20 protein-coding genes and 1 pseudogene are annotated in these 22,492 nt (G+C 63.7%); 14 read left to right on the top strand and 7 right to left on the bottom strand.

Annotation, left to right across the window (positions count from 1 at the left end; translation table 11 throughout):
* Positions 1-209: 209 nt before the first annotated feature.
* A pseudogene (locus Q7J58_RS21385) lies at positions 210-1,251 on the top strand (IS30 family transposase).
* A 117-nt stretch (positions 1,252-1,368) separates the two neighbouring features.
* Here Q7J58_RS21385 and ltrA read toward each other — a convergent pair.
* The 5 genes from ltrA to Q7J58_RS21410 all read right to left on the bottom strand — a co-directional run bounded on the left by ltrA (position 1,369) and on the right by Q7J58_RS21410 (position 6,198).
* Positions 1,369-2,601: a group II intron reverse transcriptase/maturase gene (gene ltrA / locus Q7J58_RS21390; RefSeq protein ID WP_304831929.1), complete on the bottom strand. Its 1,233-nt coding sequence runs from the start codon at positions 2,599-2,601 to the stop codon at positions 1,369-1,371.
* A 644-nt stretch (positions 2,602-3,245) separates the two neighbouring features.
* Positions 3,246-3,740, bottom strand: a complete 495-nt coding sequence (locus tag Q7J58_RS21395; protein ID WP_304831931.1) for a hypothetical protein — start codon at positions 3,738-3,740, stop codon at positions 3,246-3,248.
* Between the two features lie 134 nt (positions 3,741-3,874).
* Positions 3,875-4,699 (bottom strand): hypothetical protein, encoded by an 825-nt coding sequence (locus tag Q7J58_RS21400; protein ID WP_304831933.1) that lies wholly within the window; start codon positions 4,697-4,699, stop codon positions 3,875-3,877.
* Positions 4,700-4,795: 96 nt separating this feature from the next.
* A complete protein-coding gene (locus tag Q7J58_RS21405; protein WP_304831935.1) occupies positions 4,796-5,269 on the bottom strand; it encodes a hypothetical protein in 474 nt (157 codons plus the stop codon).
* Between the two features lie 326 nt (positions 5,270-5,595).
* Positions 5,596-6,198, bottom strand: coding sequence for an XRE family transcriptional regulator (locus Q7J58_RS21410; protein WP_304831937.1), 603 nt, complete (start codon positions 6,196-6,198; stop codon positions 5,596-5,598).
* A gap of 224 nt (positions 6,199-6,422) precedes the next feature.
* Between Q7J58_RS21410 and glnT the strand changes: the two genes are divergently transcribed.
* The 10 genes from glnT to folD all read left to right on the top strand — a co-directional run bounded on the left by glnT (position 6,423) and on the right by folD (position 16,925).
* A complete protein-coding gene (gene glnT, locus Q7J58_RS21415) occupies positions 6,423-7,769 on the top strand; it encodes a type III glutamate--ammonia ligase (protein WP_304831975.1) in 1,347 nt (448 codons plus the stop codon).
* 11 nt (positions 7,770-7,780) lie between these two features.
* The gene (locus Q7J58_RS21420) at positions 7,781-8,689 is read left to right on the top strand and encodes an amidophosphoribosyltransferase (RefSeq protein WP_304831939.1); all 909 of its coding nucleotides are present in this window, start codon (positions 7,781-7,783) and stop codon (positions 8,687-8,689) included.
* Positions 8,677-9,366 carry a protein glxC gene (locus Q7J58_RS21425; RefSeq protein WP_304831941.1) on the top strand — a complete coding sequence of 230 codons (690 nt, stop codon included), beginning with the start codon at positions 8,677-8,679 and terminating at the stop codon, positions 9,364-9,366. The genes Q7J58_RS21420 and Q7J58_RS21425 overlap by 13 nt, the downstream gene beginning before the upstream one ends.
* A 1-nt stretch (position 9,367) precedes the next feature.
* The gene (locus Q7J58_RS21430; RefSeq protein ID WP_304831943.1) at positions 9,368-10,735 is read left to right on the top strand and encodes an FMN-binding glutamate synthase family protein; all 1,368 of its coding nucleotides are present in this window, start codon (positions 9,368-9,370) and stop codon (positions 10,733-10,735) included.
* A 346-nt stretch (positions 10,736-11,081) separates the two neighbouring features.
* Positions 11,082-11,666 (top strand): dimethylamine monooxygenase subunit DmmA family protein, encoded by a 585-nt coding sequence (locus Q7J58_RS21435; protein WP_304831945.1) that lies wholly within the window; start codon positions 11,082-11,084, stop codon positions 11,664-11,666.
* Positions 11,663-12,607 carry a PDR/VanB family oxidoreductase gene (locus tag Q7J58_RS21440; protein WP_304831947.1) on the top strand — a complete coding sequence of 315 codons (945 nt, stop codon included), beginning with the start codon at positions 11,663-11,665 and terminating at the stop codon, positions 12,605-12,607. The genes Q7J58_RS21435 and Q7J58_RS21440 overlap by 4 nt, the downstream gene beginning before the upstream one ends.
* 27 nt (positions 12,608-12,634) lie before the next feature.
* Positions 12,635-13,726 carry a DUF3445 domain-containing protein gene (locus Q7J58_RS21445; RefSeq protein WP_304831949.1) on the top strand — a complete coding sequence of 364 codons (1,092 nt, stop codon included), beginning with the start codon at positions 12,635-12,637 and terminating at the stop codon, positions 13,724-13,726.
* Positions 13,727-13,918: 192 nt separating this feature from the next.
* Complete coding sequence (locus Q7J58_RS21450; protein ID WP_304831950.1) at positions 13,919-15,049, top strand: aminomethyltransferase family protein; 1,131 nt, start codon at positions 13,919-13,921, stop codon at positions 15,047-15,049.
* Between the two features lie 96 nt (positions 15,050-15,145).
* The gene (gene purU, locus Q7J58_RS21455) at positions 15,146-16,006 is read left to right on the top strand and encodes a formyltetrahydrofolate deformylase (RefSeq protein WP_304831952.1); all 861 of its coding nucleotides are present in this window, start codon (positions 15,146-15,148) and stop codon (positions 16,004-16,006) included.
* Between the two features lie 10 nt (positions 16,007-16,016).
* Positions 16,017-16,925, top strand: a complete 909-nt coding sequence (folD, locus tag Q7J58_RS21460) for a bifunctional methylenetetrahydrofolate dehydrogenase/methenyltetrahydrofolate cyclohydrolase FolD (protein ID WP_304831954.1) — start codon at positions 16,017-16,019, stop codon at positions 16,923-16,925.
* A 98-nt stretch (positions 16,926-17,023) separates the two neighbouring features.
* Here the strand turns inward: folD and ssb are convergent, their stop codons facing one another.
* A complete protein-coding gene (gene ssb, locus Q7J58_RS21465) occupies positions 17,024-17,533 on the bottom strand; it encodes a single-stranded DNA-binding protein (RefSeq protein WP_304831956.1) in 510 nt (169 codons plus the stop codon).
* A gap of 147 nt (positions 17,534-17,680) precedes the next feature.
* Between ssb and Q7J58_RS21470 the strand changes: the two genes are divergently transcribed.
* Complete coding sequence (locus Q7J58_RS21470; protein WP_304831958.1) at positions 17,681-19,012, top strand: chloride channel protein; 1,332 nt, start codon at positions 17,681-17,683, stop codon at positions 19,010-19,012.
* A 249-nt stretch (positions 19,013-19,261) separates the two neighbouring features.
* Here the strand turns inward: Q7J58_RS21470 and Q7J58_RS21475 are convergent, their stop codons facing one another.
* A complete protein-coding gene (locus tag Q7J58_RS21475) occupies positions 19,262-20,506 on the bottom strand; it encodes an MFS transporter (RefSeq protein WP_304831960.1) in 1,245 nt (414 codons plus the stop codon).
* A gap of 467 nt (positions 20,507-20,973) precedes the next feature.
* Here Q7J58_RS21475 and Q7J58_RS21480 point away from each other — a divergent pair, with 467 nt between their 5' ends.
* Together Q7J58_RS21480 and Q7J58_RS21485 are read left to right on the top strand one after the other, a co-directional pair.
* Positions 20,974-21,375 carry a GreA/GreB family elongation factor gene (locus Q7J58_RS21480; RefSeq protein WP_304831962.1) on the top strand — a complete coding sequence of 134 codons (402 nt, stop codon included), beginning with the start codon at positions 20,974-20,976 and terminating at the stop codon, positions 21,373-21,375.
* Complete coding sequence (locus tag Q7J58_RS21485; RefSeq protein ID WP_304831964.1) at positions 21,359-22,336, top strand: universal stress protein; 978 nt, start codon at positions 21,359-21,361, stop codon at positions 22,334-22,336. Before Q7J58_RS21480 ends, Q7J58_RS21485 begins: the two co-directional genes overlap by 17 nt.
* Positions 22,337-22,492 lie beyond the last annotated feature (156 nt).

Here is a 22,492-nt window from a genome sequence, read left to right on the forward strand (position 1 = left end):
GGGTGATCGGGACTGCGGGCCAGATCGGCAAAGGCCGGGCTGTGCAGGTGATCAGAGAAATCGGTCAGAAAAGACTGTGCAAAACCACAGTATTGAGGCAGAAGTCATGCCAGCCTCAGATGAAAGTCAAACAAAATCAACGACTTACGGATTATACCGGGCGGACTCAAAAGTGAAGTGCAACACCTGCCACTGAGTAAGGTTCGCAGATGCAAAGCACTCCGCAGAGAAGATATCAACAACTCCAGCCTGAAGACCGCGTGACGCTGGCCAGCCTGGTCCAGCAGAAGTACACAGTTCGAGATATGGCCTTGGTCTTGGGGCGATCCCCGAGCACCATCAGCCGGGAACTGCTGCGCAACGCGCAGCCCGCAGGCTACGCCAGCACCGCAGCACGTGCCTGTGCCCTGCAGCGCCGCCAGCAAGGCCGTGCGCCCAACAAGCTCCATCGTGATGGCATCCTGTTCGGCCTGATGCGCCACTTTCTGAGCCAGCGCTGGTCACCCGAACAGATTGCCCTGACACTGGCCCGCATCTTCCCCAAAGGCCATGAGCACCGCGTGTCACACGAGACCATCTACAACTGCATCTACGCCCAGCCCGTAGGCGAGCTCAAGCGCGAGCTGATCGCCACCCTCCCTGCGCCACGCTCACAACAAGCGTGTGCCGCGCAGCAAGGGACAAGACCGGCGCGGCCAGATTCCTGACATGGTGAGCATCCATGTGCGCCCGCCTGAGATTGAAGACCGGCAGTTCCCCGGTCACTGGGAAGGTGACCTCATCAAGGGTGCGGCCAACGCCAGTGCGGTGGGCACGTTGGTCGAGCGAACCAGCCGGCTGCTCATGCTTATCAAGCTGCCCGAGTTCAAGCCCGCCAGCGCGGTCAATGTGATGCAGGCCTTCTCTGACAAGCTCTTGGGGATTGCCGAACCGATGCGCCAGAGCATGACGTACGACCAAGGGCGGGAAATGGCGATGCACAAGGAGCTGAGCCGTCGGACGAAGATGGCGGTGTACTTCTGTGACCCGCACAGCCCGTGGCAGCGGGGCTCCAACGAGAACACCAACGGGTTGGTGCGCCAGTACCTGCCCAAGGGCACAGACCTCTCGGGCTACAGCCAGGAGCAGCTTGATGCCATTGCTGATGAGATCAACAACAGGCCCCGCAAAGGCCTGGGCGTACGATCACCCTTGGCGGTCTATCGGGAGCTACTGCTCAACGGCCCCCAACAGTCCACCCTCGTTCATTGAAACCAAGGTGTTGCACTTCAGATTTGAATCCGCCCCGGCTTAAGTTCGGTGGATTGCCTCTCACACCACCGGACATACGGGTCACGTATCCGGCGGTTCCTTGAAACTTCGTTGATTTCATGCTGCCTTGGCTGTTGCCAGTTCGAGCAACCCCATTTGACGAAACAATTTGGCGGGCGATGCCATGTTCAAAGCTGGCGTTTTGCTCAGGCGCCATGGCCCGTGTGCACTCTTGCTCGTATTCCAAGCTTCGCGCACTGTGACCCCGCGTTTCCTCAGCTCGCGGTAACCCGCACTGCCCCATTGTTTCCATGCGTAACATCGTAACCGCCGCCGCACCCATTTGTCGATCTCGCGCAGAGGGCTCAACACTTCGGCTATTCCAAAGTAGGCTTTCCACCCATTCAGGGCAGTCTTTAACTCTTGCACGATGTCAACCAAACGGTGACCACGTGTGCGACGGGTCAGCTCGCGGATGGTGTCTTTGAGTTTGTCGATGGCCTTGTCAGCCACCTTGATCCTGGCACCATTTCGACTGACGGTGAAGCCCAGAAACTTGCGGTTTCTGGGTCTGTCTACAGCGCTTTTGTTGGCGTTCACTGTGAGCCGCAGTGTCTCGCTCAAGTAGCGCGTTACGTTTTGCATGACCCGCTGTCCCGCGCGTTGGCTTTTGACAAAGATATTGCAGTCATCAGCGTAGCGGGCAAAGCGGTGGCCTTGGGCTTGAAGTTTCCAGTCCAGTTCATCCAGCACCACGTTGGCCAGCACCGGAGACAAGGGCCCGCCTTGCGGCACCCCTTGTACCGTGGCTTGTGTTTGGCCGTCCACCTGTACCCCGCCTTTGAGGAAGCGGTTGATGAGTTGGAGTACATCGGGTGCATCCACGTGCTTGCGCACGCGCACCATCAGGCGGTCGTGGTTGACTCGGTCGAAGAATGCCTCCAGGTCTATGTCCACCACCCAGCCGTATCCTTCACGGACAGTGGCTTGCGCGTGGCGCATGGCTTGGTGGGCATTGCGCCCTGGCCTAAAGCCGTAGCTGTGGGGGTGAAAGTGCGGCTCCCATTGTTGCTGCACCACTTGGGCCACAGCTTGTTGGATGAACCGATCCACCACCGTGGGGATACCCAGCAGGCGTTTTCTTCCGTCTGGCTTGGGGATTTCTACGCGCTTGACGGGTTTGGGCTGGTAAGTGCCTGCCACCAGTTGGGCGCGTAGGCTGGGCCAATTTGCTTTGAGGTGCGCACCGAGTTGATCGACGGTCATGCCGTCAACGCCCGGGGCACCTTGGTTGCGTTTGACCCGCTCCAAGGCCCGTTTGAGGTTCTCTTTGTGCAGAACCTCGGTCATCAGGGTTGAGGTTTTCGATGATGGGGTGCTCTGGGGTTTTCCAGCGATGGGTTCATCCACCGGTATTGCCCTGTGGGGCCATGGTGATGGCACCGCAGCGTGTGCCGCGTTGTGCTTGTCAGATGCTGTCCCGTCTCTCTTCACGCCAGTGTCCTCATCGTTCAAGGTTCAGGCCTTCGGTGCGGGTCGCACCTACTATGCCCTCTGCTGACTTCTGCCGTGCGCTCAAAACAAGTTACCTGGCTCTCAGTCGCCGGTCGCTTGCGCGGCCACGACACATGGCAGATCTCCCGTGGTAAGACACGAATCATTCCTCGCATAGACGCCGGATTTACAAAATGCACCCTTGTCGGTGTTGCCACCCACTTGTAGATAGAGGACTTCGCGGTCACGTGCCCGCTCGTCCCGAATGCATCACGCCTCATATCCGGTTTTTGTTCATCGCCCTGCGATTTCGCCTTGGGTTTCCTCCGCACCCCGCCTCGCGGCGACGCACTTACCCTTCAGCTAGCCTTCGGCTCTACAAGCCTGGCACTGGGACTTTCACCCAGCTGGATTCGTGCCATGCACGGCACACACGTGGAGCTAACCCGACGCCCGCCAGGGCGGTCGGGTTGAGCGCAGGGTCCGACCTTGGCGCCACCTTATTGCTTTACGAACTCGTTATCTACGAGTTTAAGGGTGTAGGAAACAACCTTTGTTGGCGAATGTTGCTGATCTTTGGGGCCGTAGGTAACGCCTTTGATGATGAGTTGCCCATTTTTCCCAGACATACTGGTTAGCCGCACAAGCTCCATATTGGGGAATTTAATATCGGGAACCACGACAGGAGCTGCTGACATGAAGCCCCTATGTTCAACTACGGTGAAGTTGGGAACAATAGTGCCGTTGCCACCTGCGCAACCTACATCTCCTTCCCAGTAAACGACGAATTGCGCTCCCATGCCCCCAAGATCAGCCTCGCCCGGATTGATTTTGACAGCTTTGTATTGGTTTTTCTGATATTCGCTAACCCCTTCAAGCTGGCAAGCCACGGCTTCACTGTATTTTTTTACTATGCGTGACGCATCGCGCTCATCTGCTGCGTATGCGCTCATGGTGATTGCGGCGATAGTCAGGAAAACGATAGATTTTTTCATTGTTGCTCCTTGGTTAAAAACGGTGGGTCGAACGTGCGAGTTAACCGGAGCAGTGGGGTATGGCGGCGTTTGGGCCATAATGAAATGGAGGCCCAAACGACGGCATGCCCCACTGCTTCCGGTTGAACGAATGGTTAGGCCTCGTTTGGATCGAAGGTGTCTTCATCATAGTAGTTGATAATGGTGTAGACCTTTGGAATATCCTGAACAGTTTGGACCCTAACATCGACAATGTAGGCAAGCTCATGCCACTGCTTCGGATACCTGGCGTCACCAGCCAACATTGCCTTCTTAACCGCATTGTTCTCGAAGATGACCTTGACCGGAGTCTTCGAAATGCTTTCGATCACCGCTTTATCCCCTGTGGAGGACGAAGAATCAAACTTCGACTGATACCAAACCATCACTCGTTTGCGCTGCGTATGATCGTCTGGTTCTTCAAGTTTTCCAATTTCGCGCTTTATCTGGTTCTGAGCGGCGTTGGCTTGCTCGGAACTAATGAATATTTGGTTTATGACCTGGCCTCCGTTCGAGACCGTGAAGTTCATTTGTGATCCGTGATCCTTTGCTACTGGCTCCAGGATGTTCGACCACTGCTTCAAATCCTGCTTGGTCAATTCCTTTGGCGGATTCGCGAGCTTCCCGTTTAACCACTCAACCACGGACTTTGTATGACTTACCCATTCAAGCAAAGATCCGCCCTGCCACAATAAGGGCACCACGGGAAGAGCCTGAGCGACGAGTTCGACAACTATTGAGCCAGAGCGAACATCCTTAATGAATAGTTCACTCGACGCCGCATGTTGCTCATTCGTCTCATTTTCAATAAAACGCTCGTACTGCTGACCGACACCAAGCAGAGCCATAGTTAAGTCGGTCAGGACGACAGGTCGCCTGTTATTGATAGTGATCTCCAGCTTACTGCTGAAGTCAAGTTCGAGAATGGTCTGTGGCTGCATTTGATAAGAGGCCTAACGCCTGAGTTAAGCCGCCCCGTGGCGGGGCGGCAGACGCCACGACATGGGGTCGGCTTGAACGAATTGTTAGAACTCACCTCAGTAAAGCCGCTCGTAACCGTCCTGCGTCAGAAAGAATCCGTCATTCTTTTGTTCTAAGGTCCCGTCGGCGACCAATGATTCTATCGCTTGCTGTACAGAATTCTTTTGCTGAGGGTTGTAGTGCACAAGTCGCTGGAATGCGAATGGTTTCAATGCTAGTGAGTGGCCGGCTCGGGCGCTCTGGTTACGAAGAAAATCAAGTATGTCGTTCTTGACAAAATCAACTACAGCAGAGGTGTTTTCCGGATAAATTCGGCTGAACCCGGCAGTAGTTAGGAAGTGGCCATTATCGCGCTTTTCAAGCGTGCCATCCGCAACAAGAGACTCCAGGGCGGGGCCAATAGCATCCTGCTGAGGCGGTGTGTAGTGAATCGCTCGCTGGAAGTAGAAGGGTCTCTCAGGCAGTACGTGACCGATATCAAGGCCGGATTCCGCCATAAACGCAAGGATGTCTGCTTTTACCTGATTCACGAGATTCTCCATGTGAGTTCTAACGCAATGTAGATCGTCGTCTAATCTGGGCAAAACAGATTAGACGACTGAATAAACTTGGACGAATGACGCCTCAAAGTAAGGCGACCGCTGCAAAGCACTGCTGGACACAGCCGCTTGGCTGATGAATGCCTCTGTTCCGTACATAAGAATTCCTCCTGAAGTCTGTCGTCTATTCTGCGGCACCGAACCCGATGGTTGCAGCGAAAGAAACAATCGCTAGCAGCCACTATAGCGGCAAAAACAATCAACAACAGCCCGCGTTGATTGCTACCTGACCTTCTCAGCCCTGACCCTGCAGCCCCTCACTCCGCCCCACGCGGATAAACAATAAACGACAAAAACTTGATCGGGCACTTGATCAACTTCTCCGGCCCGTGCGTCACCTCGGCCTGAAAGGTCAGCGAGTCGCCGGGTTCCAGCAGGTAGGTGTCTTGCCCGCAGCGGTATTCCAGCTTGCCCTCCAGCATGTACAGCAGCTCGGTGCCGGGGTGCTGGAAGGTGGGGTATTGCTCTGAGTCGTCGTCCATGGTGATCAGGAACGGCTCGAACAGCTTGACCGGCCCCTGGTCGTAGGCCAGCAGGTGGTAGGTGTGCCCGCTTTTGGTGCCTCGGCGCACCACTTCCATGCCTTTGCCTTTTTTGATGTGCTGCGCGGTGCTCGCGGTCACGTCGTATTTGCTGAACAGCATCGACATGGACACGCCCAGCGCCCGCGCAATGCGGGCCAGCGTCTCCATGCCGGCGGAGGTCTGGCCGTTTTCGATCTTGGACAGCATGCCCCGGCTGATGCTGGCCTGTTCGGACACCTGCGCAATGGTCAGGCCGTGGCGCAGCCGCAGCTCTTTGATGGCCGATCCCACCGACTCTTCCAGTGAAACCAGTGGCTCGTCGCCTTTTTTAGTCACATCCCGCTCCTTGGGTCTTGGTTGCTGAAAAAAGTGTCTGTGCTGCCGCCCTCAAAATATTCACAGCAGGCACAAATGTTGCATAGAAAGAAACATCGGTGTGGACCATGCACCAAGGTCGACACCCTCTGCCCCCTCCCGCTGACCCCATTGCCAACCGAAGGAGTTTCCCCTTGAACACACTCGCCGTTCCATTCGCCACCCCACCCGAGCCGGGTGGGCTGGTGTCCCCGAAACGCTTTGACAGCGTCGCAGAAACCCAGGCTTACCTCAAGTCGCAGGGGGTGGCTTATGTGCTGGCGCAGTTCGTCGACATTCACGGCGTGGCCAAGGCCAAGTCGGTGCCGGTGGAGCATTTGAACACCGTGATGACCGACGGCGCGGGCTTTGCCGGGTTTGCCATTTGCGGTGTGGGCATTGAGCCGCACGGACCCGACTTCATGGCCGTGGGCGATCTGGCCACGGTGTCCATCGTGCCGTGGCAGCCGGGCCTGGCGCGCATCGTGTGCGAAGGCCATGTGGAAGGCGCGCCCTGGGCTTTTGACAGCCGCGTGGTGCTGAAGAAGCAGGTGGCGCGTCTGGCCGAAAAAGGCCTGACCATGTTCACCGGGCTGGAGCCCGAGTTTTCGCTGCTGCGCCGCAACGCCGACGGCAGCGTGGTGCCGCACGACGCGAGCGACAACCTGGCCAAGCCGTGCTACGACTACAAGGGCCTGTCGCGCACGCGGGTGTTTCTGGAAAAGCTCTCCAACGCGATGCGCGCCACCGGCATCGACGTGTACCAGATTGACCACGAAGACGCCAACGGCCAGTTTGAGCTGAACTACACCTACACCGACTGCCTGACCTCGTGCGACCACTTCATCTTTTTCAAGATGGCGGCGAGCGAAATTGCCAACGAGTTGGGCCTGATTTGCTCCTTCATGCCCAAGCCGTTTGCCAACCGGCCCGGCAACGGCATGCACATGCACCTGTCGATTGGCGACGGCAAAAGCAACCTGTTTTGCGACAAGACCGACCCGAACGGGCTGGAACTCTCGCCCATGGCCTACCAGTTCATGGCGGGTTTGCTGCACCACGCGCCCGCGCTCACGGCGCTGTGTGCGCCCACGGTCAATTCGTACAAGCGGCTGGTGGTGGGCCGTTCGCTCACCGGTGCCACCTGGGCACCGGCCTACATCAGCTACGGCGACAACAACCGCTCGACCATGGTGCGCATTCCCAAAGGGCGGCTGGAACTGCGCCTGCCCGACGGCGCTTGCAACCCTTACCTGGCCACGGCGGCGGTGATTGCCGCTGGTCTGGACGGCATCGAAAAGGGCATGCACCCGGGCGCGCCGCGCAATGTGAACCTGTACGAATGGAGCGAGGCGCAACTGAAAGAAGCGGGCATTGGCCTGCTGCCGCAAAACCTGAACGCCGCGCTGGACGCGCTGGAGGCCGACACCGTGATCCGCGAGGCGCTGGGGCCGGTCACCGGGGAGTTTCTGAAGTTCAAGCGCATGGAGTGGATCGAGTACATGCGCCACGTCTCCGAGTGGGAAGTCAAGCAATACCTGGAATTTTTCTGAAGGACGCAACCATGTGTGGAATTGTTGGACTGTTGTTGAAAAAGCCCGAGCTGCACAGCCAGCTCGGCACGCTGATGGTGCCGATGCTGATCGGCATGCACGACCGAGGCCCGGACTCGGCGGGCATGGCCGTGTTTGGCCAGCCACTGCCCGAGAGCCAGCGCAAGCTCAGCCTGTATTCGGGCCTGACCGACGCGGGCGCGGCCTACGACTGGGTGGGGCTGGCCGATGCGCTCAATGCCGCGCTGCGGGTGCAGGCGCACATCAAAACCCAGGGCAACCACGCCATCTTCACGTTCGATGGCCCGGCGGACGCGGTGAAGGCGTTCATCCGCGCGGCGGACGCCAAGCTGCACATCCTGTCCACGGGCCGCCGCATCGACCTGTACAAAGACATTGGCACCCCGGCGCAAGTGGCCGAGCGGTACGACTTCACGAAGCTGGTGGGCAGCCATTTGGTGGGCCACACCCGCATGGCCACCGAATCGGCGGTGACGCCGGACCGCGCCCACCCGTTCACGGCGGGCGAAGACTTTTGCCTGGTGCACAACGGCTCGCTCTCCAACCCCAACGGGGTGCGCCGCATGCTGGAGCCGCGCGGCATCCAGTTTGAAACCGACAACGACACCGAAGCCGCTTGCCGTTTTCTGGAATGGCGGCTGCGCGAAGGCGACAACCTGCACACCGCGCTGGAAAAAGCCTTTGTGGCGCTCGACGGTTTCTACACCTTTCTGATGGGCACGCCGACCGAGCTGGCGCTGATTCGAGACCCATTTGCCTGCAAGCCCGCCGTGGTGGCCGAGACCGACGACTTTGTGGCCATTGCCTCCGAATTCCGCTCGCTGGCGCACCTGCCGGGCATTGCCCACGCGACCGTTTTTGAACCCGCCCCCGAGGAGATGTACGTATGGAAAATCTGACGTTTGACCTGAGCCGCCAGAGCGTGCGCGCGCTCAACCAGCACCTGCACAGTGCGCCCGATGTGCTGGCGGGCCAGCACATCACGGTGACGCACCCGGACGGCGCGCACAACATCGCCGTGGGCATCAACGCGCCGGTGCGCGTGACCATTCAGGGCCACGCCGGCTACTACGCCGCCGGCATGAACAAGTTCGCCGACGTGACCATCGAAGGCAGCGCCAGCACCGGCGTGGCCGAAAACATGATGAGCGGCAAGGTGCATGTGAAGGGCTTTGCCTCGAACAGCGCGGGCGCATCGGCCCACGGCGGGCTGTTGGTGATCGACGGCGACGCGGGGCTGCGCTGCGGCATTTCGCTCAAGGGCGGCGACATCGTGGTGGGTGGCTCGGTGGGCAGTTTCTCCGGCTTCATGGCGCAGGCCGGGCGCATGGTGATTTGCGGCAACGCGGGCGACGCGCTGGGCGATTCGCTCTACGAGGCGGTGATTTATGTGCGCGGAACCATCAAGAGCCTGGGCGCCGACGCGCAGCTGGAGCCCCTGACGGAAGCCGACACCACCGCGCTGGCCGACCTGCTGGCGCAGGCCGGTCTGGCCCACGACCCGAAGGACTTCAAGCGCGTGGCCTCGGCCCGCAGCCTCTACCACTGGAATGCCGACGCCGATCAGGACTATTGAGATGTCAAACAACACCGAACACCCCATCCACATCAAACGCCTGCAACTGGAAGAGTCGGCCAGCTTTGACCGCAGCACGCTGGACTACATCCACCGCGCCTCCAGCACCGGCCTGTACGAGATTCGCGGCCTGGGCGCCAAGCGCAAGCTGCCGCACTTTGACGACCTGGTGTTTCTCACCGCCTCGCTGTCGCGCTACCCGCTGGAGGGCTACCGCGAAAAGTGTTCCACCAAAACCGTGCTGGGCACGCGTTTCGCCAAAAAGCCCATCGTGCTGGACACGCCCATCACCATCGCGGGCATGAGCTTTGGCGCGCTGTCGGCCAACGTGAAAGAAGCGCTGGGCAAGGCCGCCACGGCCACCGGCACCAGCACCACCACCGGCGACGGCGGCATGACCTCGGAAGAGCGCAAGTCGTCCAAGACGCTGGTGTACCAGTGCCTGCCCTCGCGCTACGGCTTCAACCCCGACGACGTGCGCCGTGCCGACGCGATTGAAGTGGTGCTGGGCCAGGGTGCCAAGCCGGGCGGCGGCGGCATGCTGCTGGGCCAAAAGGTGAACCCGCGCGTGGCGCAGATGCGCACCCTGCCGCAGGGCGTGGACCAGCGCTCGGCCAGCCGCCACCCGGACTGGACCGGCCCGGACGACCTGACCATCAAGATCCAGGAACTGCGCGAGCTGACCGACTGGGAAAAACCGATCTATGTGAAGGTCGGCGCGACCCGCGTTTACAACGACGTGAAGCTGGCGGTGCACGCCGGCGCCGACGTGGTGGTGGTGGACGGCATGCAGGGCGGCACCGCCGCCACGCAAACCTGTTTCATCGAACACGCAGGCATTCCGACGCTGGCGGCGGTGCGCCAGGCCGTGGCCGCCTTGCGCGACCTGGACATGATCGGCACGGTGCAACTCATCGTGTCGGGCGGCATCCGCACCGGGGCCGACGTGGCCAAGGCGCTGGCGCTGGGCGCCGACGCGGTGGCCATTGGCCAAGGCGTGTTGATGGCGCTGGGCTGCAACCGCGACACCTACCAGCAAGGCGGCCAGACGCACAGCGCCGAGGCCGACTACGCGGCACTGGGCACCAAGGCCGGCTTTTGCCACCACTGCCACACCGGCAAATGCCCGGTGGGCGTGACCACGCAGGACGCGATTCTGGAACAGCGCCTGGAGCCCGACATGGGCGCCAAGCACGTCAAGAACTACCTCAAGACCTTGACCATGGAGCTGACCACGCTGGCCCGCGCCTGCGGCAAGCAGGACGTGCACCACCTGGAGCCCGAAGACCTGGTGGCGCTGACGGTGGAGGCCGCCGCCATGGCCCATGTGCCGCTGGCGGGCACCAACTGGATTCCCGGCAAGGAATGAATCCCCCCCGCGCCGCTTCGCGTCCCCCCAGGGGGCGGCACTGGCCGTCCGGCGAAGCCGGCCCGGCTGTGCCCTTGGGTGGTGCACCGGCGCCGTCGAAAACTGAAGTCAAGGAGCGTGCTGTGCAACCAGCCATTCTCATGTTGAAAGTCGCGCAGAGCCCCCATCCCAACCTTCCCCCAACGGGGGAAGGGGCCAGACATCCTCTCGGGTCAGCGCCTGTGTGCGGGAATGTCTTGACTCCCTCCCCCGCTGGGGAGGGCTGGGGTGGGGGCCTGCGCAACCAGACGGCGGCGGTTAAGAAGGGCTTGTTTTTGTTGACATTTCCAAAATGAGAATGGCTGCTATGCAACTCAAACCTTCCGAAGTGACCAGCCGGCCGGTCTATCCGCCGCTGGCACCCCAACCCGAGGCGGGCCGTCACTGGCTGGTGCTCGACGCCAGCGGCATGACCGCCGATCTGCTGGCCGCGCTGCACACCGCCTTTGCCCCGGTGGCCACACGCTTGCAGGTGTGCTGGGTGGGTGCGTCTGCGCCACCTGCCGACTGGGGCACGGTCACCGTGCTGGCCGATGTGGCCGCGCTCGGCCCGGTGCTGGCGCAGGCCCAGCCGCTGGCGGTGAACGAGCGGCTGTGCGCCCAGGGCACCGAGCCTTTTGTGTGGCGCGTGGCGGCCCTGGCCGCGCAGGCCGGGCTGGCCCCGGCCCAGGTGCAACTGGCGCACGCGGGCAGCCAGCGCCGCCGCGTGTGGTGCACGCACTGCCACGGCTTCACCGACGGCGTGAGCACCAACGTGGTGGCCTGCGCCGGTTGCGGGCGCCACCTGCTGGTGCGCGACCATTTTTCCCGTCGCCACGGCGCTTTCATGGGCGTGATGGTCGATGCCGAACAGCCCGGCGTGCGCCCGGCGGTGCAGGAGGTGTTTCCATGAACGGTTCCAGCTTGACCCTGCGTGTGGTGTCGGCCACCACGCTCTCGCCCAGCCTGCGCCACCTGCAACTGGCCGGCGCCGACGGCGCACCGCTGCCACCCACCGGCGCCGGGGCGCATGTGCTGCTCAGCCTACCCGGCGCGGGCCGCGTCCACCGCAACGCCTATTCGCTGGTGAACGCGCCAGGTAGCCGCAGCCGCTACGACATCATCGTGCGCCGCGTGGCCGCTTCGCGTGGCGGCTCGGCGGCGGTGCATGAGCGGCTGAAGGTCGGCGATGTGCTGCAAGCCCAGTGGCCCGCTAACCTGTTCGCGCCGGTGCGCGGTGCGCGCCGCCACCTAATGATCGCGGGCGGTATCGGCATCACGCCGTTTTTGTCGTACCTGCAAGACGCCGGAGTGCGCCAAGCCGGTTGCGAGCTGCATGTGTGCTGCCGCGAAGAAGAACGGGCGGTGTTCGCGCCCTGGCTGCCTGCGGACGCACCGGTGTTCTTTTATTGGGACGCCGACGGCCACCGGCTCGACACCGCCGCGCTGCTGGCGCGCCAACCGGCGGGCACCCACCTGTCGGTGTGCGGCCCCAGCGAGCTGAACGCCTCGGTGCTGGCCGCTGCCGCCGCAGCAGGCTGGCCCAGCGCTCAGGTGCACACCGAACACTTTGGCAGCGGCGCCAGCGGCGGCACGGCGTTTGAGGCGGTGCTGCACAAGAGCGGTGTGCGCGTGCAAGTGGCCGAAGACGAAAGCCTGCTCGACGCCATCGAGCGCATCGGCGTGGCCGCGCCCTGCCTGTGCCGGGGTGGCGCTTGCGGCGTGTGCATCACGCCACTGCTGGACGGCGAGGCCGAGCACCGCGACCACTTTCTGAGCCCGGCGGAGCAGGCGCAATTCATCATGCCCTGCGTTTCGCGTGCGCGCGGTGCGCGCCTGGTGCTCGATCTCTGAACCCGTTTTTGACTGGAGACCCCCACCATGTCCATCGCCTTCAAGCCCGACGAAACGTTTCGCGGCGACTACAGCGTCCGCAACAGCGACGAAGCCATCCTGCGCTTTCCGTTTCCGTTTCCGGAAGACCGCTACATGTACAGCGTCAACATGGAACCGCACGACGGCAAAGGCCCGTCCGACGCCTACCGCCACGGCTTCGACGTGGACGAGCACTACATTGCCGAATGCCGCGACCGCGCCATCACGCTGGAGCGCGACCCCGGCCGCTGCCAGGCACTGCCGCACATGATGCTGGCGCAGTGGGACACGCTGGAGTTGCTGATGGACCGCCTCAGCACCGACTACCCCGAGCACTTTTCGCTGAGCAAAACCGGCCCCGACATGGGCACCACCTGGACCTGGACCAACCGCCCGCTGGGCCTGGAGCAGACCTTCGTGTTCGGCGACGCGGCCACGCTGCCGTGCGAGCCGTTTGAATACATCACGCGCCAGGCGCAGGGCGACTTTGCGATTTGCGACCAGCGCGAGGGCACGCTGTTTCTGGATGCGGGCATGGTCACCTCGCAGGCCGACTGGTCGCTGGACTTCAACGTCGGCATGAACTTCATGGAGTGGCACGGCCCGGTGCCGCTGGCGCACCAGGCGGGCGTGTTCGAGCGGGCGCTGAAGTATTTGATGATGATCCGCCTGGGCCAGCCGGTGCGCCGCCTGAACTGGACCATGACGGTGAACCCGCGCCTGGACACTTCGCCCGAAACCTACCCCGAGTGGGGACCGGACCGCGCCTCGCTCACGCCCGAGAACATCGGCCGCAAGCTGCACCTGCGGGTGGAGCTGCAAACCCTGTGGCGTTTGCCGCGCAGCAACGCGCTGCTGTTCCCCATTCGCTGTTACCTGGCCTCGCTGGACGAGCTGGTGCGCGTGCCCAAGTGGGGCAAACGCCTGCACCGCGTGCTCGGCAGCCTGCCGCCGCAGTTGGTCGAATACAAGGGCTTGACGCGATTTTTGCCCACCGCGCTGGACTACTTGGCGCCGTTCGACGACGGCGAGGCCCTGCCCGTGGGCACCGCGGCCGACACCGAACGGCTGACCGAGATCGACCGGCTGAGCGCCTAGCCATGCTCATTTTGAAACATGTGCAGAGCCCCCATTCCAACCTTCCCCCAGAGGGGGAAGGAGCAAGACATCCCCGACTGCGCGGCGCCTGAGCGCGCCCTGTCTGGCTCCCTCCCCCTCTGGGGGAGGGCTGGGGTGGGGGCCTGATTTTTTGATGCTTTCTTTCCCTTCTTTTCTTCACTGGAGAACCACATGAACTCTTGGCGTATTTCGGCCCTGGCCGACCGGCACCGCGCGCTGGGCTCAAGCCTGGCCGACTGGAACGGCATGGGCACGGCCTGGACCTACAGCACCGACCTGGCCGACGAACACGAAGCCATCCGCACCAAGGCGGGGCTGATGGATGTGTCGGGCCTGAAGAAGGTGCACGTCATCGGCCCGCACGCCGAGATGCTGATCAACCAGGCCACCACGCGCAACGTCAGCAAGCTCTACCCAGGCAAGTCGGTCTACGCCTGCATGCTCAACGAAGCGGGCAAGTTCATTGACGATTGCGTGATCTACCGCAACGGGCCGAACGCCTTCATGGTGGTGCACGGCGCCGGCCAGGGCCACGAGATCCTGACGCGCGGCGCGGTGGGCCGCAACGTGGCGGTGCTGTTCGACGACGACCTGCACGACCTCTCGCTGCAAGGCCCGCTGGCGGTGGAATACCTGAGCCAGCATGTGCCGGGCATTCGCCAGTTGCCGTACTTTCACCACATGCAGACGCAGCTGTTCGGCCGCCCGGTGATGATTTCGCGCACCGGCTACACCGGCGAGCGTGGCTACGAGATTTTCTGCAAGGCCGCCGATGCACCCACCATCTGGGACACCATCGTGGCCGAAGGCAAAGCCCAGGGCATCGTGCCCTGCGCCTTCACCGCGCTGGACTGGCTGCGGGTCGAAAGCAGCCTGCTGTTTTACCCCTACGACAACTCCGACATGTACCCCATGGACGGCGAGCCGATTGGCGACACGCTGTGGGAACTGGGGCTGGACTTCACCGTCTCGCCGGGCAAAACCGAGTTCCGGGGGGCCAACGAACACTTCCGGCTGCAGGGCAAGGAGCGCTTCAAGATTTTCGGGGTTGAACTCGCCAGCACCGAAGCGGCGCAGGCTGGAGACGCGCTGTTTGACGGCAACCAGAAGGTCGGCTTCGTCACCTGCGCCGTGTATTCGCGCCTGACTGGGCGCTCCATGGCCATTGCCCGCCTGGACCCGGCCTACGCCGTGCACGGCAAGGCCATGGAACTGCGCGGCGCTGCGCTGAACTGCGCGGCCAGCGCCCACACCCTGCCGTTCGACGACCCGCAGAAAACCAAGCGCACGGCCAAGGACTGAGCCTCTTTCCACCGGTCTGCCGGTGCCTGTCTGCCTGCCGCCGCGCAGGCGGACGGGCCAACTGCACGCCCAACACGCCCTCACACCGCACCCATCATGAGCACTCCCCGCCGTTACACCCTGTCCCTGTCCTGCCCCGACCGCGTGGGCATCGTGGCCGCTGTCGCCAACTTTCTGGCCGAACACAACGGCTGGATCACCGAGGCCAGCCACCACGCCGAGACCGAGTCGCAGCAGTTCTTCATGCGCCAGGAAATCCTGGCCGACTCCTTGCAGCTCGACATCGACGCCTTCCGCGCCGAATTCGCCAAGATCGCCGCGCCGTTCAACATGCAGTGGCGCATCTCCGACAGCGCGCGCAAAAAGCGCGTGGTCATTCTGGTGAGCAAACAGGAGCACTGCCTGTACGACCTGCTGGGTCGCTGGCAGTCGGGCGAGCTGGACATTGACATTCCCTGCGTCATCTCCAACCACGAGACCTTTCGCGGTCTGGTCGAGTGGCACGGCATCCCGTTCCACCATGTGCCGGTCACGCCCGACACCAAGGCCGACGCCTATGCCCGGGTCGAACAGCTCTACCGGGAAGCCGAAGGCGATGCGATGGTGCTGGCGCGCTACATGCAGATCCTGTCGCCCGACCTGTGCGAGAAGTTTCCGGGCCAGATCATCAACATCCACCACAGCTTCCTGCCCAGCTTTGTGGGCGCCAAGCCCTACCACCAAGCCTTTAAGCGCGGTGTGAAGCTGATCGGTGCCACCTGCCACTTCGTCACCTCCGACCTGGACGAGGGGCCGATCATCGAGCAGGACGTGGTGCGCATCGACCACTCCGACGTGCCCGAGGAACTGGTGCGCAGCGGCAAAGACGTGGAAAAGGCGGTGCTGGCCCGCGGCCTGCGCTACCACCTGGAAGACCGGGTGCTGATCCACGGCAACAAGACCGTGGTGTTTCGCTGAGGGCCGCGCCATGACGGCACAGATCATTGACGGCAAGGCGCTGTCCCAGCGGCTGCGGGTGGGCTTTCGCGAACGCGTGGAGCGCCTGAAGGCGCACGGCGTGTCACCGGGGCTGGCGGTGGTGCTGGTGGGCGACAACCCGGCCTCGCGGGTGTACGTGGGCAACAAGATCAAGGCGTGTGAAGAGTGCGGCGTGCACTCGCTGCACATCGGTCTGGCCGCCGATGTGTCCGAGGCCGAGGTGCTGGCCACCATCGAGCGCCTGAACCGCGACGCGGGCATCCACGGCATTCTGGTGCAGCTGCCGCTGCCCGCGCACATCCCGATTGCGCGCGTGCTGGAGGCGATTTCGGTGCACAAGGACGTGGACGGCTTCCACCTCTACAACGTGGGCGCGCTGGTCACCGGCACCAGCATCTTCCCGCCCTGCACGCCCTACGGTGTGCAGCTGCTGCTCGACACCACGGGCATCGACGTGGCGGGCAAAAACGCGGTGGTGGTGGGCGCGAGCAACATCGTGGGCAAGCCCATGGGGCTGATGCTGTTGCAGCGCGAAGCCACGGTCACCATCTGCCACGCCAAAACGCGCGACCTGGCGCAACACACCATCCTGGCCGATATCCTGATCGTGGCCGCTGGCAAGCCGGGCCTGATCGTGCCGCAGATGGTGAAAGAAGGCGCCATCGTCATCGACGTGGGCATCAACCGCCTGCCCGATGGCCGCATCGTCGGCGACGTGTGCTTTGACGCGGTGAAGGAAAAAGCCTCGTGGATCACGCCGGTGCCGGGCGGTGTGGGCCCCATGACGGTGACGATGCTGATCGAAAACACCTTGCGCTCGGCCGAGCGCGCGTTCAAGGCGGCTGGCGAGGACGAGTTTCAGGAGTGGGAAGCGCCCACCGTGAAATCGCCGGCGTGAGGGGGTGCGCTGGCCTGGACCACCCAGGCCCGCTTGAAGGGCACAAGCCACCGCGGGCGCATGGGCCGCGGGCGACTTGTTCGGCGGGGGGCGCCGAATTAAAACGGGATGTCGTCGTCCATGTCGTCAAAGCCGCTGGACTGGCGGGCTGCTGGGGCGGGCGCAGGTGCCGGTGGGCGCGGTGCGGGCGCGGCCTGGCGCGGTGCCGCAGCTGGGCGGGAATACCCACCGCCGGCGCCACCACCGCCGTCTTCAGACGGCCCCCCCATGCCCTGGCGGCTGCCCAGCATCTGCATGCTGTCGGCCCGGATGTCGGTGGCGTATTTTTCAACGCCGTTTTTGTCGGTGTACTTGCGGGTGCGCAAGCTGCCCTCTACATACACCTGGCTGCCCTTGCGCAGGTACTGGCCGGCGATTTCGGCCAATTTGGCAAAAAAGCTGATGCTGTGCCACTCGGTGGACTCGCGCATTTCACCGGTTTGCTTGTCCTTGTAGCGGTCGGTGGTGGCCACGCGGATGCTGGTGACCGCGTCGCCGGAGGGCAAATAACGGGTTTCGGGGTCGGCCCCCAAGTTGCCGACGATGATGACTTTGTTGACGGATGCCATGGTGTGTTGCCCTGAAGAAAAAATGCGGGCGGCGCGGGAAACCCGGGCCGCCATTGGGTCAGACATTGTGCCGCAAGTACCGTCCGCGCCCAATACGCCACCCACCGGCTGCCCCCAACCACCGCCCAGCGCCTACACTTCGCAGCCATGAAAGGCGAACCCGACTTCTTGCACAACCTGCGCAGCGAAATGGGCGATGTGCGCCAGTGGCTGGACCGGGTGGTGGTGATTGCCTACGCGGTGCTGGCGGGCTTGGCCATTGTCTGTTTCACGCTGCTGGCCGACGCGGCCTTTGGCTATTACCAAAGCCTGCGCAGCGCCGCCTGGTGGGCACCGCTGCTGTGGACGCCGCTGCTCACCGCCGGGGTGGTCTGGGCCATTCGGCGCTGGGCGCCGGGCACGGCGGGCTCGGGCGTGCCGCAGTTGCTGACCGCGCTGGCGCCCGAAACGCCGGTGCAGGCGCGCTCGCGTTTCATTTCGCTCAAGCTCAGCATCGCCAAAATTCTGGCGGTCTCGGGCGGGCTGCTGGCCGGTTTGTCCATCGGGCGGCAAGGGCCTTCGGTGCAGGTGGCGGCGGGTGTCATGCTGCACGCCCGGCGCTGGCTCTCACCGCGCAGCGACATCAGCGACCGCGAACTGATGGTGGCCGGTGGCGCAGCGGGCATTGCGGCGGCGTTCAACACGCCGCTGGGCGGCATTGTGTTTGCCATTGAAGAGCTGTCGCGCCGACTGCAAGAGCGCAGCAGCGGCCTGATGCTGGCGGCCATTGTGGTGGCCGGTCTGGTGGCGGTGTCGGCGTTTGGCAACCTGTCGTACTTTGGCCGGGTGCGCGCGGAATCGGTGTCGTGGTGGAACCTGCTCGCGCCCGGCGCCCTGGTGGCGGTGGGTTGCGGGCTGCTGGGCGGTTTGCTGTCGCGGCTGATGCTGGCCTCGTTCACCGGCCTGCCCGACCGGTTTTGCGCCTACCGCCGCAAGCGCCCGGTCACGTTTGCGGCCCTGTGCGGTTTCGCGGTGGCGGTGATTGCGGTGGTGAGTGACGGCGCGGCCGTGGGCGTGGGCCACCAGCACACGCACAACCTGCTGGACCAGGCGACCGCCGGTGCCGCCGCTCAGGCGCACCAGCCGCTGGTGTTCACCGGTTTGAAGTTCATCGCCTCGTGGCTGTCGGCCTGGACCGGGGTTCCGGGCGGTATTTTTGGCCCCAGTTTGTCCATTGGTGCGGGTGTGGGCGCTGACGTGGCCTGGCTGCTGGACTCGCCGCACGGCGCGGCCCTGATTGCGCTGGGCATGTGCGGCTTTCTGGCAGCGGTCACACAAACGCCCATCACCGCCATGATCATCGTGATGGAAATGACCGACGGCCACAGCATGGTGCTGAGCCTCATGGCGTGTGCGCTGCTGGCGAGCCTGCTCTCGCGCATGATCAGCCGTCCGCTCTACAGCACCATGTCGTTGCTGATGATGCGCAATTTTAAGTAGCCCCCCTGCGCTGCTGCGCAGCTTCCCCCCGAGGGGGGACGCACCCAGTGGCCCGGCAAAGCCGGTTCCACGGGTGCCCTGGGTGGAGGCATGGCGCGCCGGTGATGAAATGAGAGCCCCCACCCCAACCCTCCCCCAGAGGGGGAGGGAGTCAGACATGGCGTGCTCCGACGCATCGCAGCGGGGCATGTCTTGCCCCTTCCCCCGCTGGGGGAAGGCTGGGATGGGGGCTGGCGTGGCTTGCGCGAATCAGCCCCGTGCTGAACCCGAAGCCTTCGGGGGTGGCACCTGCATGGGCCAGGCCAGCACCAGCCACACCAGCATGGCCGCGCCGCACACCGCAAACAAACCGGTGGCGCCGTGCGCACTGGCCAGCCAGCCGCCCACCGCGCCGCCCACAAAAAAGCCCACCGACTGCAGCGTGTTGTAAACCCCCAGCGCGGCCCCACGGGCATGCGCCGGTGCCAGGCGCGAGGCCAGGCTGGGCTGGCTGGCTTCCAGGGTGTTGAAGCCGATGAAGAAGGCAAACATCAGCAGGCCCAGCGTCCACAACCCGGGTGCTGCGCCTTCGGCACCGCTGCGCGAAGCCACCCACCACAGGCCCAGCTGCACCAGCGCAATCAGGCCAATGGCGGCCAGAAACACGCCGCGCAGCTTGCCCCGGCGCTCCAGGGGAAACAGCACGCCCCCCATGACCAGCAACGACGCCACCACCGCAGGCAGGTACACCTGCCAGTGGTCCACCTTGGCCAGCCCGGCCTGCACCAGCAGCGCGGGCACGGCCATCCACATGGCCAGCTGCACCGCGTGCAGCACGAACACGCCCAGGTTCAGCCGCAGCAAACCGGCGTGGCGCAGCGCTTCGCCCAGGCCACTGCGCAGCTGGCGCATGTCGGAAGGCTTGTGCACCACCGGCTCGGGCGGTGCCACCCAGACCACCACCGCGATGCCGGCCAGCGCCAGCGCACCCGTGAGCGCAAAAATGCCGGCCAGGCCAATGGCGGCGGCCAGCAGCGGCGCCAGCACCAGCGAGAGTGCAAACATCAGCGCAATGCTGGCACCCACCATGGCCATGGCCTTGGTGCGCACGCCGTCGCGCGTCACGTCGGCCAGAAACGCGGTGACCGCAGCGGAAATGGCGCCCGCGCCCTGCACGGCGCGCCCAATGGTCAGCCAGGTGAGGTCGGGCGCCCAGGCCGCGATGCCGCTGCCCACAGCAAACAGCAACAGCCCGGCCACGATGGTGGGCTTGCGCCCGAAGCGGTCGGACGCCAGGCCAAACGGGATCTGCAAAAACGCCTGCGTGAGGCCGTACATGCCCATGGCCAGGCCCACGCGCGCGGCGTCGTCGCCACCGGGCAGGCGCGCGGCTTCGAGCGCAAACACCGGCAACACCAGAAACAGCCCCAGCATGCGCAGCGCAAAAATGGCGGCCAGCGAGGCGCTGGCACGTCGCTCGGCCCCCGTCATGCGGTGGGCTGCGTCATCGGCCATGGCGGGGGAAGCGGGTGAAGGGGCGGCGGGCGAGAACGACACGGTGTGAAAGCCGGCGGTACACAGGCCGTGCCTGCGCCATACCGGGGGGTGTTTGGCAAAGAGCAATATTGTGCGCCAAGGCGACAGCGCGGCCGGCCGGACGCGTGCCAATAGGCCCCCGCAGGGAATGCCCAAAGTGCCGCGCATTGCCACACACCACCCAGCCCCGTACACTGCGCACATGCATTCCAAGCCAAACACCTGCATTGGCTTCCTGACAACGCTGGCTGCGGCCAGGGCACACCGTGTCGGGAAGGGCGCAGCCGTGCGCCTGCACTGGTTGCACAAGCCGGTCGCACATTCCTAAGCCCGGCGATACACCCCTCACCCTTCTGCGCAAAAACGCTATCGCCGGGCATTCGTCCAGCGCTTTTGCGGCCGTTCCTTTTTTTCTGGGTTCACGGCTGCGTTCGATGGAGTGCTTCATGCATACAGTCAAGAGTGGTGGGCGCACGCTCACCCAATTGGATTACACACGCCTGTGCAAGCTCAACGGCGGTCTGCTGCCCGATGTGCTGGACGAGCACCTGCCCGTCGCCGACCTGGTGAACTCGCGGGAAGTGTCGGGTGATGTGATCACCATGTACTCGCAAGTGGAGATCTGCATTCGGGGCACCGGGCTGCGCCGGCGGCTCACCCCGGTGTACCCGGCCGACGCGGAACCCGTCGCGGGCTTTGTTTCCGTGCTCTCGCCCGTGGGGGCCGGGCTGCTGGGCCTGCGCGTGGGCGACACAGCGACCTGGTTCACGCCGAATGGCGACGCCTGCGAGGCGGACATCGTCAGCATCCTGTTTCAACCGGAGGCCAGCGGTGACTTCACAACCTGAGCGACCGCCCTCCCCGGCCCTGGCGAGCGCGCCCTTTTCGCAGCCCGTTTTGCCGGGCGCGTCCAACGCGGCGGCCATGGGCTTGATCGTGGCGATCACGGACTTGTCCGTTGAATCCGAGCAGGCGCTGTCGCGGGCCGTGCTGCTGGCGGTCCAGCACCGCGCGCCGCTGCGTTTCGTGTACGTTGCGGGCGGCTCCAGCCAGCTCGGTCCCGACCCTCAGGCGCGGCTGATGCAGCGCTGCCGGGCTTTGGGTCGCCAGCACAACCTCCCGATTGAACCCATCGAAAACCTGGGCGCCATGCTCAAAGGCGTGAAGGCGGCGGCCATGGGCGCGAATTTGCTGGTGGTACACCACAGCCTGTGTGGCAAGTTGGACGGTTTTTTCAGACGGTCCACCGTCGATCAGCTGCTGCACGACAGCGGCTGCCCCGTGCTGGTGGTCAAAAACCCCGCCACAGAACCCTACCGCAGCAGCCTGATTGCGCTGGACCTGAAAGCCGGATCGGCGCAACTGCTGCAGCGGGGGCTCATCGCGGGGTCCCAAACCAGGGTCTCGGTGTTCCACGCGCTGGACAATCAGGTGATGCGGGCTGCCGCGGCCACACCGGGCCAGGCGTCTGCGCGGCCATCGGTTGATCAGCGGCGTACAACGGAGCGCCAACGGGCCCAGACCTACCTCAGGCACGTGGTCGACCTGCACGTTCCAACGGGCCAGCCGGCTGAGATTTTTGTGGCGTACGGCGAGCCAGCCCGAGAAATGATGGCGCTGCAGTGCGCGAGGCTTGTCCATCTGATCGTCATCGGTAAGCGCCAAGCCACGTTCATCGATGACGTCCTGCAGCGCTCCACAGGTCAGAACGTGTTGAACAGCGCTTCTGCGGATGTGTTGGTCTCGCCACTGGACCCGGCTGCGCTGAGCCCGTCCAACGCGGACGCACAGGCGGTGAAAGGAACCTGACGCCAGCCCGCCTGCGGCACAAAAGCCCGTGTGCCAATGGATGGCGGCGGGCCGGTCAACGGTCCGACGGTCGCATCGGCCTGGTTGCAGGCCAACCAGGGGCCATGCGCTGGCGGCCTCGAACGGCCCGATCGGCTCGGCAGCGAATTCGCCCCC

This window comes from Hydrogenophaga sp., assembly GCF_030656115.1.
Lineage (GTDB): Bacteria > Pseudomonadota > Gammaproteobacteria > Burkholderiales > Burkholderiaceae_C > Hydrogenophaga.